The sequence below is a fragment of the Pararhodobacter sp. genome, from assembly GCF_036802785.1.
GTDB lineage: Bacteria > Pseudomonadota > Alphaproteobacteria > Rhodobacterales > Rhodobacteraceae > Pararhodobacter.
Map to the genome: position 1 here is coordinate 1 of NZ_DAIRVN010000052.1, position 15,925 is coordinate 15,925.

Sequence of the window (15,925 nt, forward strand, 5' to 3'; positions counted from 1 at the left end):
GATATCGCCACCAAGGTTGTGCATGAGCTCCCGGCAGATCGCCAGCCCCAGCCCCGCCCCGCCCGCCTGATGCGTATCGGTCAGCCGCGCGAATTTCTCAAAGATCAACGCCTGGCTTTTCTTGGGAATCCCCGCGCCATTGTCGATGAAATCCACCACCACCCGTCCCGCGCGACGGCGCACGCTGATGCGCATCACCGGCTCGGACGCCGTGCAGTATTTGCGCGCATTCGACAGCACATTGATGAACACCTGCGTCAGCCGTCCGATATCGGTGCTCAGCGCGACCTGCTCATCGGGGGGATTGCGCAGGATGACAAAGCGCCGCTCGGGCTGAACCGAATTTGACGCCATCAGCGCCCGGTTCAGCAGTTCCGACAACAGGCCGGGCTGGATATCCAGATTGACCTGCCCGTTCTCCAGCACACTCAGATCCAGCAGGTCATCCAGCAGCCGGGTCAGGCGGATGCTTTCGTCATGGATGATGCCCGCGTATTTCACCTGATCGTCGCGGCCAATGCCATCCTCATCCATCAGGATTTCTGAAAACGCGCGGATCGAGGTCATGGGCGTGCGCAATTCATGGCTGATCTGCGACAGAAAGCTGTCTTTCTGCACGCTCAGCTTCTGCAGCATCTCATTGGCCTCGCGCAACTGGCGGGCGGTGCGGGCCAGTTCCTCGGATTTGGCCTCAAGCTGGGCGGAATGCTCCATGATCTGCGCGGCCTCGGAGGCCACCGCCATCAGATCCTCAACCGAGACATGGCTGGAACCCGATATCTGCACGATCATCGCATGCGCGGTGGCGGTGCCCACTGATCCGGCCAGTTCGCGCTCCAGCCGGTCCAGAAATTCGGGCGTTGCATCGGGCAGATAGCCGCCCTTGCCCTGCGCCAGCGCCTCGGCCTGAAAGAAGGCCTGCGCCTCGGTCGCGCCCATCAGCCGCTGGGCGGTGATCAGCAGATCCTCGACCTCGGTCTCGGAATCGGCGCTGCCGCGCACCCAGCCCGGGGTCATCGCCCCGTCGCCGCGCCCCGTCATCTCGAACACATTGACGAATTGCGCCGCCTGAACCCGCTCAACCGGGTTGGGAAAGCTGAACAGCGACGCCAGAATGAACACCGTGGTGTTCAGGCTGAGCGACCAGAAGAGCGCGTGCAGCAGCGGGTCCATCCCCTCGACACCGAAAAGGCCATAGGGGGTCAGCCACGAAATGCCGAAGGGGCCATGGTCCAGCAGGCTGGCGCTGAACACCACATCGGGTCCGAACGAGGGCAGGAACAGCGTGTAAAGCCAGACGAAACTGCCCAGAATCAGCCCCGAAGCCGCGCCCATCCGGCTGGCCCCGCGCCAGTAAAGCGCACCGACCAGAGCGGGCAGCACCTGCGCCATGCCGACAAAGGCAATCAGGCCAATCGCCGCCAGCGCACGCGAGCCGCCGCTGACCGCGAAATAGATATAACCGAGCCCCAGAATAACCCCGATGGACAGCCGCCGCGCATTGAGCACCAGCGCGCGCATATCCCCCGCCCCCTGCCCCTGACTGTTGCGCGACGCCAGCCAGAGCGGCACAACGATATGGTTCGACACCATGGTCGCCAGCGCGATGGAGGCGATGATCACCATCGAGGTCGCCGCCGAAAACCCGCCCAGAAAGGCCAGCATCGCCAGCCCCTCCTGCCCCAGTGCCTGTGGCAACGTCAGCACGAACAGATCAGGGTTCGTACCCTCGGGCAGCAATTCCAGCCCCATCACGGCGATGGGCAGCACGAACAGGCTCATCAGCATCATGTAGAGCGGAAACGCCCAGGAGGCGGCGGCAAGGTGCGATTCATCCGAATTCTCGACCACCAGCACCTGAAACATGCGCGGCAGGGTGACAATGGCGATGGCCGACAGCAGGGTCAGACCAACCCAGCGGTTTGGCTGGATCTCCCATTCCGGGCGCGCGGCGGCACCGATCCGGGCAATGATATCGGCCGGGCCATCGGCCAGCCCCCAGACCACGAACACCCCCACCGCCAGCAGTGCCACCAGCTTCACCACGGCCTCCACCGCGATGGCGGTCACCACGCCGTGGTGCTGCTCATTGGCATCAAGGTTGCGGGTGCCGAAAAGGATGGTGAACAGCGCCAGCCCCGCCGCGACCCACAGCGCAAGCTGGCGCGGCGCAACCGGCTGATCCTCGGTGAAAGCGTTGAACGACAGCGAGATGGATTGCAGTTGCAGCGCGATATAGGGCGTGGCCGCCGCCACCGCCAGCAGTGTCACAATCACCCCCACCGCATTCGATTTGCCATAGCGCGAGGCGATCAGATCGGCGATCGAGGTCACGCGCTGCGCCTTGCCCACCCGCACCAGCTTGCGCAACAGCCACCACCAGCCGACGAAAACCAGCGTCGGCCCCAGATAGATGGTCATGAACTCCAGCCCCGAACGCGCGGCATAGCCGACCGCGCCGTAAAAGGTCCAGGCGGTGCAATAGACCGAAAGCGACAGCGTATAGACCAGCGGCGAGCGCAGAAAGCGCGGGGTGCGCCCGGCACTGCGCAGCGCCTCGGCCCGCCGCTCGGCGAAAAAGGCGATGGAGAACAGGAAGATCACATAGGCGAGCGAGGCGAGTATGAGCAGGTTGAACATCAGCGCACCGAACCTGTCCCGCCCGACTCTGGCCCGCCTGAATCTGGCCCGTCCGGTTTTGGCCCGTCTGGCGCCACCAATCCCGTCGCCGGGTCATCCAAAGCCCCGCCCGGCGCGGGCGGCAAGGCCGGGGGCGTGTCGCGCTTCAGCCCGCTGCGCAGCGGGCGCGCCAGAATCGCCGCAGCCCCGATCAGCACGCACCACAGCACGAACAGATACACCGCCTCAGCCGCGATATTCGCGCCATTGCCGAATGACCACAGCACCGGCAGCAGGATCAGCACAAACCCCGCCACCGGCAAAATCCGCGCGCCATCCATGATCCGGCGGCGGCGATACGAGTCGCGCTCGAGAAACACGGTGCCGCGCGGGGCGCTCATGCGCCGACAAGCTGACGCACGGAAGCCAGCAGTTCGGCGTTGGAAAAGGGCTTGGCCATGAACAGCGAGGCCCCCGCCCGCATCGCCAGATCGCGCTCGGCGGTCTGGCCTTTGGCGGTCAGCATCAGCACCGGCATCTGTTGCAGCCCGGGATGCGCGCGCATCGCCTGAAGAATGTCAAAACCGCTGCGGCCGGGCAGCATCACATCCAGGATCACCAGTTCGGGCCGCAGGGATTCAATCTGTTCCAGCGCGTTCAGCCCCTCGGCATGGGTCTGCACTGCCCAGCCGTCGCGGCGCAGGATGAAGCGGATCGCCTCGGATATGTTTGGCTCATCCTCGATCACCAGCACCACCCGCCCGGCGCCATGACCCTTGCTGCCGCTCTGCTGCGACTCCCCGGTGGCCCGAAGCATCGTGCCGGGCGGTCCTCCTCTGTCGTGATGCATGCGATCGCCCTCCCCCGGCGAAACCCGCGATGATCGCTTTTTTTCAACTATCGCGGGATTTGGCGCCGCTGTCAAAGCCCGTCTGGGCCTGCCCGGCCCGCGCTTGCGCCGGGTTTCCGCTGCGCGCGGGGCGCCGGGCGCTCAGTGAGAGACGATCGAGGGCTCGCGCCGGGCAACGCAATCGGGCAGCAGGCACACCCGGCAGCTTGAACCGACGGGCAGCGCCCCGGCCTCAGCCGTACTGGCATCCCCGCCCGGCAGGCCCAGCATCTGCGCGCTGGCCGGGGTCAGCAACATGCTGGATTCCCAGGCGAAAGGCGGATCGAACCGGGCACTGCTGAGGGGTTCGGCCACCGCATGGGCCAGAAACCGATGCGCCGGGCGGCTGGCGGTTTCCAGCAACACCCGCACCGGGCGGCCGGGCTGCATCAGCGCCTGAAACAACGGCCAGACCGGGCAGGCCCCGCCGAAACGCGGCAGCGCGAAGCCCTCGATGGGGCGGCGGAAGGTCAGCGTGCCGGAGCCGTCGCAGGCCACCAGCCCGAAACGCGGCACCCCGGGCAGGGGCGGCAGGCAGGCGAGACGGCGAAAAAGGCGGGGCAGCCCCACGCCAAAGGCCGTGGCCAGCACGCCGGGCCGGAACCCCTCGCCGCGCGTGAACATCGCCGCCAGCGCCGGGGCCAGCCGGTCCAGCGGCAGGGCAGCGGCATCGGCGCTCGCGCGCGCCAGCCAGTCCCGGGCCAGAGCGCGCGATGCCTGACTGGCCAGTTCCGGCTGCTCTTCGGTCAGCCTTGCCAGCGCCTCGCGCTCCGGTTGCGCGCCGCTGCCGCTTTCGATGGCCGGAATATGGAACGCCTGCCGCGCCAGCCAGCTTTCCATCTCTTCCTGCGGCGCGGCCAGCCCGGTCTCCTCGGTGGCGAGGTCAAGATAGGCCACCAGCGCCTCGGCAGCCGTGGCCAGCCGCACGGAATCGCTGTGGATGTTCTGGTGAAAGCGGTCGCGCCAGACCTGCTCCAGATCGCCGGTTTCGGCCAGAATGGCGGCAGTGGACTGCACCGCCGTCACCGCCGAGACAATCTCGTGCAGCGCCTCGGACAGGTTGGGATCATGCGTCATCCGGTCGCTCAGACGCTCGATGATGCGGTCCTGCCCCTCGGCCCGCGCCTGAAGCGCGGCCAGATGCGCGGCCCAGCCCGGAAAGCGGCCCGCGAATTCCTCAACCCGCTCAATCTCGGGCGGCGGGTCGGCGCTGGTCAGGACGGCGGCGGCGCGCAGCCCCTCCAGCAGCGCCCCGCCCGCATCTTCGCTCAGCGCCTCGGGCGTGATGTCGAGGGCACCTGCGATCGCATCCAGAAGCGCGGTGGCGGCACGGCGGCGGTTATGCTCGATCAGGTTGAGATACGAGGGCGAGACCCCGGCGCGGCGCGCCAGTTCAGCCTGCGTCATGGCGCGCGCAAGCCGCAAGGCCCGTATCCGTGTGCCCGAAAGCGTGGTCTTTGGCATCCGCCCCTCCTTGCGCCTTGCCGTATCACGCAGCAGCCGCGCGGGCATGTCCAGCCCCCGCGCCCGAGAATTGACGCTTTTCACCCCGGACAGGCTGACGTATAACCGACAAAATAAAAAACGGGCCTGACCAGGCGCGGCCCAACCTAATCGAGGACGGCAATGACCAAAGATCACGCGGCGGCCGATGTGGCCTTCATCAAGGCCCTCGCCGAACTTCTCAACGCAAACAACCTCACTGAAATTGCGGTTGAACGCGAGTATGGCGAGAATGACATGCTCAGCGTGCGTGTCGCCAAACAGGCACCGGCGGTGACGAATGTGCAGCACAGCGCGCCTTCCGCGGCGCCCGCTGCTCAGGCACCCGCTTCGGCACCGGCCCCCAGCGCCGACCCTGCCGATCATCCGGGCGTGGTGGCCTCGCCGATGGTGGGCACCGCCTATCTGGCGGCTGAGCCGGGCGCCGACCCCTTTGTGGGCGTGGGCGCTCAGGTCACGGCGGGCCAGACGCTGATGATTATTGAAGCCATGAAGACCATGAACCACATTCCCGCGCCGCATGCGGGGGTGGTGAAGCGCATTCTGGTCGCCGATGGCACGGCGGTGGAATATGGCGCGCCGCTGATGATCATCGAATAAGGCGGGGCGTATGTTCAAGAAGATCCTCATCGCGAACCGGGGCGAGATCGCCCTGCGCGTCATCCGCGCCTGCCGCGAGATGGATATCGCCTCGGTCGCCGTGCATTCGACCGCCGACAGCGACGCGATGCATGTCCGCATGGCTGACGAGGCCATCTGCATCGGCCCTGCGCCCTCGGTTGACAGCTATCTCAGCGTGCCCGCGATCATCTCCGCCTGCGAAATTTCCGGGGCGGAGGCGATTCATCCGGGCTATGGCTTCCTGTCGGAAAACGCCAGTTTCGTGCAGATCGTCGAAGACCATGGCCTGACCTTCGTTGGCCCCTCAGCCGCCCATATCCGCATGATGGGCGACAAGATCACCGCCAAGGAAACCGCCAAGGCGCTGGGAATTCCCGTGGTGCCGGGCTCTGAAGGCGGTATCGCCGATTTCGAGGCCGCGAAGGCGGCGGCGGGTGCCATGGGCTACCCGGTGATCATCAAGGCCACCGCCGGCGGCGGCGGGCGGGGCATGAAGGTGGCCAAGTCCGAACCTGAGCTGGAAGTGGCGTTCCGCACCGCGCGGGCCGAGGCCAAATCGGCCTTCGGCAATGATGAGGTCTATATCGAGAAATACCTCCAGCGCCCGCGCCATATCGAAATTCAGGTGTTCGGCGATGGCAAGGGCAACGCCGTCCATCTGGGTGAGCGCGACTGCTCGCTGCAACGCCGCCACCAGAAGGTGCTGGAAGAGGCCCCCGGCCCCTCGATCACCCCTGAGGAACGCGACCGCATCGGGGGAATCTGCGCGCGGGCGGTGGCCCAGATGGGCTATTCCGGCGCGGGCACCATCGAATTTCTCTATGAAGACGGCGAGTTCTATTTCATCGAGATGAACACCCGCCTTCAGGTCGAACATCCGGTGACCGAGGCGATTTTCGGCGTCGATCTGGTGCGCGAACAGATCCGCATCGCTGCCGGGCTGCCGCTGTCGTTCACGCAGGATGATCTGGTGATCAACGGCCATGCCATCGAGGTGCGGATCAACGCGGAAAAGCTGCCCAATTTCGCGCCATGCCCCGGTGTGGTGAAAACCTTCCACGCACCCGGCGGACTGGGCGTGCGGATGGATTCGGCGCTTTATGGCGGCTACCGCATTCCGCCTTACTATGACAGCCTTGTGGCCAAGCTGATCGTCCATGGCCGCGACCGGCCCGAGGCGCTGGCCCGGCTGCGCCGCGCGCTGGGGGAGCTGATCATCGACGGGATCGATACCACGGTGCCGCTGTTCTTCACGCTGCTGGAAGACGAAGCCATCCTCAAGGGTGACTACAACATCCACTGGCTGGAAAAATTCCTGGCCGAAAAGCTGGCCTGACGAAGCTGGCCTGACGGGGCCTTGCCCGGCCCGCTGAACGGGCCGGGTATGCAGGAGTCTGGTGTGCAGCTCACCCCTTCGCTGATCATCCGGGCCTATGCCTCAGGGCTGTTTCCCATGGCGGAATCGGCACAGGCGCACACACTTCACTGGTTCGAGCCGCAGCGCCGCGGGATCATGCCGCTTGACGGGTTTCACACCGCCCGCTCGCTCAGGCGCAGCCTGCGGCGCGGGGCGTGGCAGTTCAGTTGCGACAGCGATTTCGCCGCCGTCCTGAGCGCCTGCGCCGACCGTGACGAGACCTGGATCAACCCGGAAATTGCGCGCGTGTTCAACGAATTGCACGGGCTGGGCGTGGCCCATTCCATCGAGGTGCGCGGGCCTGACGGCGCGCTGGCGGGGGGGCTTTATGGCCTTGCGCTGCGCGGCGCCTTCTTTGCCGAAAGCATGTTCTCGCGCCGCACCGATGCCTCAAAGCTGGCGCTGGCCGAACTGGTCGCGCGGCTGCGGCGGGGCGGGTTCACGCTGCTGGACACCCAGTACCTGACCCCGCATCTGGCCAGCCTCGGCGGGCAGGAAATCAGCCGCAACACCTATCGCCGCATGCTTGACGCGGCGCTGAGCATCGAGGCCGATCACGCCGCAGCCTTTTCGCCGGTCAATCCGGAGGCCGCAAACGGGGCTTACTCGCAGCTCAGCACCCAGACATCGTAGCGGGCATCGTCCAGCGCATTCAGCGCCGGGCTGGAGGCGACCATCCAGCCATAGAACATCCGCTCGTTGCGGGTTTCATGAATGATCTCAAGGAAAGCATAGGCTTCAGCCGAAGGGTCATCCGCCGGGTAGCGGCAGGATATCAGCGAAATGGACATCCGCCCGTAGCTGATGGTCTCGCCCACGGACAGCGCCAGATCGGTCGTCAGGCCTGAAATCTTGTCGAGGCCGCGCAGATTGACCCCATCGCCCGAGGCGACCGTGCTTTGCGCCGCAGCAGGTGCACCCGATACCCCCAGCGCAAGCGCCAGAAAAACGGGAGCCAGCCGGGCGCTCATTCGTCACCTGACCCGGTCACGAAGCGCATCATCAGCTGCACAAGGCTGACCGCGCTTTGCGAATCCTGAAACATCGCGCCCGGCTCCAGATCGAACGGCGACCCGCCGGGCAGAATTTCGATGAAGGTGCCGCCCAGAAGCCCCTCGGAGGCCACCTGAATGGTGCTGTCGTCCGGCAGGCTCAGGCTTTGGTCAATCAGCACGGAAACCTGTGCGCGGAAGCTCTCGCTGTCCAGCCCCATCCGGCTGACAGTGCCCACCCGGACGCCGCCGATGCGCACCTCGGTCCCCGGGCGCACCCCTTCGGCCGAGCGGAAGGTGGCGTTCAGCTCATAGCCGGTGTCGGACATCAGCCGCGTGCCGGTGCTTTGCACAATGAACACGGCAAAAAGCACCGCGACAAAAAGCACAGCGCCGCCAAGGGCGATTTCCCAGCGTCTGTAAACCATCGCTCAGCGACTCCGGTTCATGCAGGGCGCGGCGGCGGGCGTCATTCCGGCTGCCACGCCTCGTAATCACGCCGCTCAACCGGGCTGACATGGCGCAGCGAGCCTGCGGGCGCATAGGCCAGCGCGGTGCCGGTGTGGTTCACCTCATGCGGTTTTTCCCAGGCGCGATGGCTCATCGGCTTGTCGGTCGGCGGCTCATTCCAGGTGTGGTGCATCCAGCCATGCCAGTCAGGGCTGATGCGGCTGGCTTCCATCTCGCCGTTGAAGATCACCCAGCGGCGCTTACCATCCGTGGTCTGGTAATAGATGTTGCCCTGATCATCCTCGCCAACGCGGACCCCTTTTCGCCAGGTAAAAAGCTGGGTGCCCAGGGTCTGGCTGTTCCACCAGGTCAGCAGGCGAAGAAGGAATTTCATGGCCATGGTCCCTTGTTCCGGATTGGCTTTCATATGACGCAGATCCCTGCGGAAATAAAGCCCTGTCGGTGCCATATCCGCCCCCGCATCTGCAGGGGCGGAAGGCAGTTTCGTTCAGCGGATGACGCGCACGCTTTCCATGCGATCCGGTTCGCCGATCACGGCGCCGTTGGGGCCGCGCCCGCGCTTGATCGCATCAAGCACGTCCAGCCCCTCGGTGATCTGCCCCAGAACGGTGTACTGGCCGTTCAGATGCAGCGCCGGGGCGAACATCAGGAAGAACTGGCTGTTCGCGCTGTCCGGGTGCTGCGAGCGCGCCATGCCCATCACGCCGCGCGCAAAGGGCTCCGAGGTGAATTCGGCCCGCAGGTCAGGCAGCTCCGATCCGCCCATGCCCGCGCGCGCCGTATCGCCACCGCCGCGGCCAAACTGGACATCGCCGGTCTGCGCCATGAAGCCCTCGATCACGCGGTGAAACACAACGCCGTCGTAAGCGCCCTGTTCGGCCAGCGTGACCACCCGCTCGACATGCTCAGGCGCAAGGTCCGGGCGCAGGGTGACGCGAATCACGCCCACGCCTTCGCCCGCCACGGTGATTTCCAGCACCGGCGCATCGGCGGGTGCCGCCGTCTGCGCGATGGCAGCACCGCTGAGCCCCGACAGGCCCACTGAAAGCCCCAGCGCAAGACCGGCGGCAAGGAAAAGGCGCTTATGCATCGGATGCCACCTTGACCGAGATCATCCGGTCAGGGTTCGCAGGCGGCTCGCCGCGCGTGATCGCATCGACATGCTCCATGCCCGAAATCACCCGCCCATAGACGGTGTATTGCCGGTTCAGGAAGTGGTTGTCGCCAAAGTTGATGAAGAACTGGCTGTTGGCCGAATTCGGGTTCTGCGAACGCGCCGCACCCAGCGTACCACGGTCATGCGGGATGCCCGAGAATTCGGCGGGCAGGTCCGGCAGGTCCGAGCTGCCGGTTCCGGCGCGGCCCAGGTTGAAATCCTTCTCGGCATTGCCGTTGGCCACATCGCCGGTCTGGGCCATGAAGCCCTCGATCACCCGGTGAAAGACCACATTGTCATAGGCCCCGGCGCGCGCCAGTTCCTTCATGCGCTCGCAATGTTTGGGGGCGATATCGGGCAGCAGTTCGATCATGACGGTGCCGTTCTTCAGCTCCATCACGATGGTGTTTTCGGGGTCCTTGATCTCGGCCATGGTGGCTCCTCTGGTCATCTTTTCGCGGGGGACCGTAGCCCTCTTGCCCGCCAAGGAAAAGACCTGCCGGACCCGGATCGCGGCAAGTTCATGCACAAGAGGTCAAGCGCGGGGTGTTGACCCGCGCGCCGCCTGCGGGCATCACCTTGCTCAAGATCAGGATAAGGGGAGCTTTCCGATGGGCTGGCAATCGCTCGATGCGATGGATTTCGCAGGCAAGACCGCCTTGGTGCGGGTGGATATCAATGTTCCCATTGATGCGGGAAAGGTCACCGACGCCACGCGCATCACCGCCGTTCTGCCGACCATCCGCCATATCGCGGCGGCCGGGGGCAAGGTGGTGCTGCTGGCCCATTTTGGCCGCCCCAAGGGCAAGGTGGTGGCGGAAATGTCGCTGCGTCAGGTGCTTCCCGCGCTGGAAGCGGCGCTTGGCCATCCGGTGGGTTTTGCCGAGGATTGCATCGGCCTGCCCGCCAAGCGCGTCATCGGGGCGATGGAGCCCGGCGATGTGGTGCTGCTGGAAAACACCCGCTTTCACCCCGGCGAGGAAAAGAACGATGCCGAACTGGCCGCTTCCATGGCCGCCCTTGGCGATATCTATGTCAACGATGCCTTCTCGGCCGCGCACCGCGCCCATGCCTCGACCGAGGCAATTGCGCGGCTGCTGCCATCCTGCGCGGGCCGCCTGATGGAGGCCGAGCTGAAGGCGCTGGAGGCGGCCCTTGGCAAGCCCGAGCGCCCGGTGGTGGCCGTGGTGGGGGGCGCCAAGGTTTCCACCAAGCTGGACCTGCTGGGCAATCTGGTGGGCAAGGTCGATGATCTGGTGATCGGCGGCGGCATGGCGAATACCTTTCTGGCAGCGAAAGGCGTGCCCGTGGGCAAATCGCTTTGCGAGCATGATCTGGCCGATACCGCCCGCACCATTCTGGACCACGCCAAGGAAACAGGCTGCCGCATCCACCTGCCGGTCGATCTGGTGGTGGCGCGCGAATTCCGCGAAGGCGCGGCGCATGAGGTGGTCACCACCTGCCCTGATGATGCGATGATACTGGATGCGGGCCCCGCCAGCATCGCCGCCATCGCCGCAGTGTTCGACGCCGCGCGCACGCTGATCTGGAACGGCCCGCTGGGTGCCTTTGAAATCGAACCTTTCGATACCGCCACCAACGCCGCCGCGCGCCATGCTGCGGCGCTCACCAAAGCGGGCGGGCTGATCTCGGTCGCGGGCGGGGGCGATACGGTCGCCGCCCTGAACCGGGCTGGCGCGGCGGCTGATTTCACCTATATTTCGACGGCAGGCGGTGCCTTTCTGGAATGGATGGAGGGCAAGGTTCTGCCCGGGGTTGCCGCGCTCGAACGCTGATCACCGCTGAAAACGGAGCCGGGATGCCACAGATCGACCGCGACGACCGCGACGACCCCAAGGGCCTGATACGCGAAAGCTTCCGCATTGAGGGGATCACCGACCCGGAATGCCGGACGATCCTGATGGAATGGGCGCTGAGCCTGGAGGTCGCGCCTGATCACGGCGCGGCACTGCAACGGCTTCATGCGCGCCATGCGCAGGCCAGCCCCGGCCATCCGATGACCGCGCTGCTGCTGGAGGCGCTGCATGCGCGCCCGCTGGTGCCCGTGCGGCGCGGCGGGCGGGCCGGAAGAATGAACGCTGAACCGGCTGGACGGCGGTAAGCGGCGCCCTAGGTTGACCGCAGAACCGTTCTGAAAGTGCCTGATGTCCGCTGGTCTGACCTTTTCTCCGCTCCTGCTGGTTGTGGCGCTGCTGGCCGGGCTGGGCATTCTTGCGGGTGTCACGCTGGCGCTTGACGCCCGCGCCGATACGCGTGAGGCGCGCTGGATGGCCGCGCACCCGCCCCTCGGTGTGCGGGTGGCTGTCGACGGGCGGCAGGTGCATCTGCTTGAGCTGGGCCAGCCGCGCGGGACCGCGCCCGATCTGATTCTGATCCACGGTGCGAATGGCAATCTGCGCGATTTCACCTTTGAGCTGACCCAGCGGCTGGCCGCAGACTACCGGATCATCGCCGTGGACCGTCCCGGCCTCGGCTGGTCTGACAGCCACGGCGCGGCCGACAGCGACCCGCAGGTGCAGGCCCGTATCCTGCGGCAGGCAGTGGCGCAGCTCGGGGTTTCGCAGCCCATTGTGCTGGGCCATTCCTATGGCGGTGCGGTGGCCATGGCCTGGGCGATGCAGGCCCCCGATGACACCGCAGCGCTGGTTCTGATCAGCGGCGCCACCTATCCGTGGGAGGGGGCGCTGGGTCTTTGGTATCGGCTGCATGACGGCCCGCTCGGGCGCCCGCTGCGGCTGCTGATCAGCGCTCTGGTGCCCGAATCCGTGGCGCGCAGCGTCTTTGCCCCGATCTTTGCTCCCGATCCGGTGCCCGCAGGCTATATCGACCATTTCGGCCCCGGCCTGTCGATGCGCCGCGCCTCGCAGGAGGCAAACACCCGGCAGGTCAACACACTGAACGGTTTTCTGGCGCAGATGGCGCCGGGATATGGCGCGCTGACCCTGCCGATCGAGCTGGTCCATGGCGATGCGGATACGATTGTCGGTCTGCACATCCACAGCGCGCGGCTTGCCGATGCACGCGCCAGCGCCCGGCTGACCACCATCGCGCAGGGCGGGCATATGTTGCAGCACAGCCACCCGGAGGCGGTGGTGGCAGCCATCGCCCGGGCGCAGGACCGGGCGAGCGACCGGGCCGCGCCGCAGTAAATTTCCGATATCTGCGAAATAGCGCAATCACGCCGCCAGCCTGACACCCCCGCGCCAGACGCCGGCCAGCGTCAGCCTGTCATCCAGATGCACGAAATCAGCCGCGCAACCCGTCACCAGCCGCCCGCCCGGCGCATCGATCAGCGCGGCGGGCAGCGATGTCGCCATGGCCAGCGCGCGCTCCAGCCCACAGCCCGCCGCCACCAGCCGCGCCACCGATTGCGGCAGGCTGATATCGGCCCCCGCCAGTGTGCCATCCGCCAGGGTCAGCCGCCCCCCGCGGCGAAAAATCTGCCGCCCGCCGAGGGTGAATTCCTCCAGCGCAGTCCCCGCCACCGCCATCGAATCGCTCACCAGAAACAGCCCGTCGCTGGCCTTCAGCGCCACCCGCAGCGCGGCATCCGCGACATGGACGCCATCGGCAATTACCCCCGCCGCCACATCACTGTCCAGCGCCGCCCCCACCAGCCCCGGCGCGCGATGGCCCAGCGGGCTCATGGCGTTGTAAAGATGGGTGACGCAGCGGGCCCCGGCAGCAAGGGCGGCCTGCGCCGCCTCAAAACTGCAACCGCTGTGGCCAAGGCTGACAACCACCCCGGCCCGCGCCAGCGCGGTGATCTGCGCCGCGCTCGCCGCTTCGGGGGCAAGGGTGATCATCAGCGCGGGCAGCGCATCCGCAGCCCGCACATACAGCGCCAGATCATCCCCCGTCATCGGCCGGATCAGCCCAGGGTCATGCGCGCCGTGGCGCGCAGGGTCCAGATGCGGGCCTTCCAGATGCAGCCCGGCGATGCCCGGCATTCCGGCCCGGCAGGCGGCGATGGTGGCGGCGATCACTGCCTGCGTCACCTCGGGCGTATCGGTGATCAGCGTGGGCAGGATTGTCAAAGCACCCAGCTGCGCCTGCGCCGCGCTGATCCGTGCAAGCATCGGGCCATCCGCGCCCGCGCCCAGCATCACCCCGCCGCCGCCATTGACCTGCAGATCCACCATCCCCGGCGCGATGCCCCCCGCGCCAAGGTCCTGCAGCCGCGCCCCCTCGGGCAGCGGAGCGCCCGCAGGCAGCACCCCCGCCACGCGCCCGCCCTGCAGCCACAGCGCCGCGCCGGGGTGCAGCCGTGCCCCGTCATGCAGCCAGTCGGCGCGATAAACCGTTGCGGTGTCAGACATCGCTCACTCCGTTCTTCCTGCCCAGCCATAGCGCAACCGGGGCGCGGCGCAAAGCGGTGGCCTTCGCGCCTTGCGCGCGCTATCGCTGGGGCAACAGGAGCGCTGGCATGACTGATCCGGGCATCACCTATCTGGGCATCGACATGGGCGGCACGGCCAGCCGCTGGGTGCTGCTGACCGCCTCAGGCGCCGAGGTTGCGCGCGGCGCGGCCCCCGGCGCGACCGGGCTGATCGGCGACGCGGGCCACCGCAGCGCTTTTGTCGCCGCGCTGGAAAGCCTGCGCGCGGCCCTGCCCTGCGCGCCCCTGCGCGCGCATCTGGGGGTAACCGGCGCCGGTTTTACGCGCGATCCGGCGGTGACGGCGCTTTGTGCCCGCGCGCTGGGGCTGGCGCCCGCGCAGGTCAGCCATGAAAACGATATGGAGCTGGCCTATCGCGCGGCCTTTGGTGCGGCGCGCGGGCATCTGGTGCTGGCGGGAACCGGGTCTGTCGGCATGACACGCCTGCCCGATGGCACGGCGCTGATCATCGGCGGGCATGGCGCGCTGATCGACGACGGCGGCTCGGCCAGCTGGATCGCGCTGCGGGCGTTGCGCGCGGTGCTGCGGCGCATGGATGAGGGCGCGCCACCTTCGCTGCTGGCGCAGCATCTGTTTGACGCGGTCGGCGGCACCGGGTGGGAGGCCGTGCGCCGCCATGTCTATGCCGGTGACAGGGGGCGCATCGGCCTTCTGGCCCGCAGTGTCGCCGCCGCCGCCGCCGGGGGCGACACGGAGGCGCGCGCCCTGCTGATCGCCGCCGCGACCGAGCTGGAGCGGCTGGCGCGCATCTTGATCGCCCGCGCAGGCCCCGCGCCGCTGGTCTTTACCGGCGGCGCGCTCGCGCTTGGCCCGGAGATCCGCGAGACCCTCACCAGCCTTCTGGCCGCGCAGGCCCCGCAATTCCGCCAGGCGGACACCGCGCTGGCCGCCGCCCGCCACGCATCGGAGAACATATGAGCACCGCAGACCCAGCCGCAAAAACCGCAGAAATCACCACCGAATCCGTCGCCACCCGCTTTGCCGGGGTCGAGAGCTGGCCGACCGAAGACATGGTCAGCGCGATGATCGAAGGGCAGATGGCCGCCGTTGCAGCGGTACAGGCCGTGGCGGGCGCACTGGCGGCGGCCATTGACGCCGCAACCGAACGGCTGAGCGGGGGCGGGCGGCTGATCTATCTGGGCGCGGGCACGTCGGGCCGGATCGCGGTGCAGGACGCGGCTGAACTGCTGCCCACCTTCGGCTGGCCACCGGAGCGGGCGCTGGCGCTGATGGCCGGGGGCGAGGGTGCGCTTCTGCGCGCGGTCGAGGGGGCCGAGGATGACGGCCCCGCCGCCATCAAAGCGCTGGAGGCGCAGGCGCTCGCGGCGCAGGACGTGGTGATCGGCATCGCAGCCTCGGGCCGCACACCTTTTACCGTGGCGGGCCTTGCCCATGCGCGGGACAAGGGCGCGCTGACAGTCGGCGTTTTCAACAACCCCGGCGGTGCGTTGGGCACGGTCTGCGCCCATCCGCTTCTGGTCCACACCGGGGCCGAGATTGTGGCCGGATCAACCCGGATGAAGGCCGGAACCGCGCAGAAAGCGGTGCTCAACATCCTCTCCACCGGGGTTTTCCTGCGGCTTGGCCATGTCTGGCGCGGGCGCATGGTCGAGATGGCGCCGACCAATGCCAAGCTGCGCACCCGCGCGATTGCCATGGTCGCCGAACTGGCCAGCGCCTCGCCCGCGGAGTCTGAGCGCGCGCTCGATGAAGGGGGCTCGATCAAGGCCGCCGTCGTGATGCTGGCGCGCGATGTTCCGGGCGATGAGGCCCTGCGCCTTCTGGCCGCCTGCGACGGGCGGTTGCATCTGGCGCTGACGGCGCAGCTTTAGCGCGG

The 15,925-nt window shown here is 67.2% G+C and carries 18 protein-coding genes; 8 read left to right on the plus strand and 10 right to left on the minus strand.

All coding sequences use genetic code 11. From position 1 onward, the window contains the following. The 4 genes from V7Q53_RS15975 to V7Q53_RS15990 form a co-directional block, all read right to left on the minus strand. On the minus strand, positions 1–2,643 hold a 2,643-nt coding region (locus V7Q53_RS15975), incomplete at its 3' end, for an ATP-binding protein (RefSeq protein WP_333829710.1). Then, positions 2,640–3,020 carry a hypothetical protein gene (locus tag V7Q53_RS15980; protein WP_333829675.1) on the minus strand — a complete coding sequence of 127 codons (381 nt, stop codon included), beginning with the start codon at positions 3,018–3,020 and terminating at the stop codon, positions 2,640–2,642. The genes V7Q53_RS15975 and V7Q53_RS15980, both read right to left, overlap by 4 nt. Then, on the minus strand, positions 3,017–3,469 hold the full coding sequence (locus tag V7Q53_RS15985) for a response regulator transcription factor (RefSeq protein ID WP_442954440.1): 453 nt from the start codon (positions 3,467–3,469) through the stop codon (positions 3,017–3,019). Before V7Q53_RS15985 ends, V7Q53_RS15980 begins: the two co-directional genes overlap by 4 nt. Positions 3,470–3,610: 141 nt before the next feature. Continuing rightward, complete coding sequence (locus tag V7Q53_RS15990; protein WP_333829676.1) at positions 3,611–5,020, minus strand: short-chain fatty acyl-CoA regulator family protein; 1,410 nt, start codon at positions 5,018–5,020, stop codon at positions 3,611–3,613. Positions 5,021–5,134: 114 nt separating this feature from the next. Between V7Q53_RS15990 and accB the strand changes: the two genes are divergently transcribed. Genes accB through aat form a run of 3 tightly spaced genes read left to right on the plus strand, consistent with a single transcriptional unit; the run spans position 5,135 to position 7,682 of the window. After that, positions 5,135–5,611: an acetyl-CoA carboxylase biotin carboxyl carrier protein gene (accB, locus tag V7Q53_RS15995; RefSeq protein ID WP_333829677.1), complete on the plus strand. Its 477-nt coding sequence runs from the start codon at positions 5,135–5,137 to the stop codon at positions 5,609–5,611. A 10-nt stretch (positions 5,612–5,621) separates the two neighbouring features. Continuing rightward, positions 5,622–6,968 carry an acetyl-CoA carboxylase biotin carboxylase subunit gene (gene accC / locus V7Q53_RS16000; RefSeq protein ID WP_333829678.1) on the plus strand — a complete coding sequence of 449 codons (1,347 nt, stop codon included), beginning with the start codon at positions 5,622–5,624 and terminating at the stop codon, positions 6,966–6,968. A 48-nt stretch (positions 6,969–7,016) separates the two neighbouring features. Continuing rightward, positions 7,017–7,682, plus strand: coding sequence for a leucyl/phenylalanyl-tRNA--protein transferase (gene aat, locus V7Q53_RS16005; RefSeq protein ID WP_333829679.1), 666 nt, complete (start codon positions 7,017–7,019; stop codon positions 7,680–7,682). On the opposite strand, the gene V7Q53_RS16010 is transcribed toward aat, so the two are convergent. From V7Q53_RS16010 to V7Q53_RS16030, 5 genes are all read right to left on the minus strand, one after another. Beyond that, entirely contained in the window at positions 7,652–8,020 is a 369-nt protein-coding gene (locus V7Q53_RS16010; protein WP_333829680.1) for a DUF2155 domain-containing protein, read from the minus strand. The genes aat and V7Q53_RS16010 overlap by 31 nt on opposite strands. Further along, positions 8,017–8,469 (minus strand): outer membrane lipid asymmetry maintenance protein MlaD, encoded by a 453-nt coding sequence (gene mlaD / locus V7Q53_RS16015; protein WP_333829681.1) that lies wholly within the window; start codon positions 8,467–8,469, stop codon positions 8,017–8,019. The genes V7Q53_RS16010 and mlaD overlap by 4 nt, the downstream gene beginning before the upstream one ends. Positions 8,470–8,510: 41 nt before the next feature. After that, positions 8,511–8,885, minus strand: a complete 375-nt coding sequence (locus V7Q53_RS16020; protein WP_333829683.1) for an NADH:ubiquinone oxidoreductase subunit NDUFA12 — start codon at positions 8,883–8,885, stop codon at positions 8,511–8,513. Between the two features lie 114 nt (positions 8,886–8,999). Next, positions 9,000–9,602, minus strand: coding sequence for a peptidylprolyl isomerase (locus V7Q53_RS16025; protein ID WP_333829685.1), 603 nt, complete (start codon positions 9,600–9,602; stop codon positions 9,000–9,002). After that, the gene (locus V7Q53_RS16030; RefSeq protein WP_333829687.1) at positions 9,595–10,101 is read right to left on the minus strand and encodes a peptidylprolyl isomerase; all 507 of its coding nucleotides are present in this window, start codon (positions 10,099–10,101) and stop codon (positions 9,595–9,597) included. Before V7Q53_RS16030 ends, V7Q53_RS16025 begins: the two co-directional genes overlap by 8 nt. Positions 10,102–10,279: 178 nt before the next feature. Here V7Q53_RS16030 and V7Q53_RS16035 point away from each other — a divergent pair, with 178 nt between their 5' ends. The 3 genes from V7Q53_RS16035 to V7Q53_RS16045 are packed head-to-tail and all read left to right on the plus strand — an operon-like array spanning position 10,280 to position 12,838. After that, a complete protein-coding gene (locus tag V7Q53_RS16035; RefSeq protein ID WP_333829688.1) occupies positions 10,280–11,464 on the plus strand; it encodes a phosphoglycerate kinase in 1,185 nt (394 codons plus the stop codon). A 23-nt stretch (positions 11,465–11,487) separates the two neighbouring features. Then, complete coding sequence (locus tag V7Q53_RS16040; protein WP_333829689.1) at positions 11,488–11,790, plus strand: hypothetical protein; 303 nt, start codon at positions 11,488–11,490, stop codon at positions 11,788–11,790. A 43-nt stretch (positions 11,791–11,833) separates the two neighbouring features. After that, positions 11,834–12,838: an alpha/beta fold hydrolase gene (locus tag V7Q53_RS16045; protein WP_333829690.1), complete on the plus strand. Its 1,005-nt coding sequence runs from the start codon at positions 11,834–11,836 to the stop codon at positions 12,836–12,838. A gap of 27 nt (positions 12,839–12,865) precedes the next feature. Here the strand turns inward: V7Q53_RS16045 and V7Q53_RS16050 are convergent, their stop codons facing one another. After that, positions 12,866–14,008, minus strand: coding sequence for an N-acetylglucosamine-6-phosphate deacetylase (locus tag V7Q53_RS16050; protein ID WP_333829691.1), 1,143 nt, complete (start codon positions 14,006–14,008; stop codon positions 12,866–12,868). A gap of 107 nt (positions 14,009–14,115) precedes the next feature. On the opposite strand from V7Q53_RS16050, the gene V7Q53_RS16055 reads away from it, so the two are divergent. Together V7Q53_RS16055 and V7Q53_RS16060 are read left to right on the plus strand one after the other, a co-directional pair. Next, positions 14,116–15,006 carry an N-acetylglucosamine kinase gene (locus V7Q53_RS16055; RefSeq protein WP_333829692.1) on the plus strand — a complete coding sequence of 297 codons (891 nt, stop codon included), beginning with the start codon at positions 14,116–14,118 and terminating at the stop codon, positions 15,004–15,006. Continuing rightward, positions 15,003–15,920, plus strand: a complete 918-nt coding sequence (locus V7Q53_RS16060; protein WP_333829693.1) for an N-acetylmuramic acid 6-phosphate etherase — start codon at positions 15,003–15,005, stop codon at positions 15,918–15,920. The genes V7Q53_RS16055 and V7Q53_RS16060 overlap by 4 nt, the downstream gene beginning before the upstream one ends. Positions 15,921–15,925 lie beyond the last annotated feature (5 nt).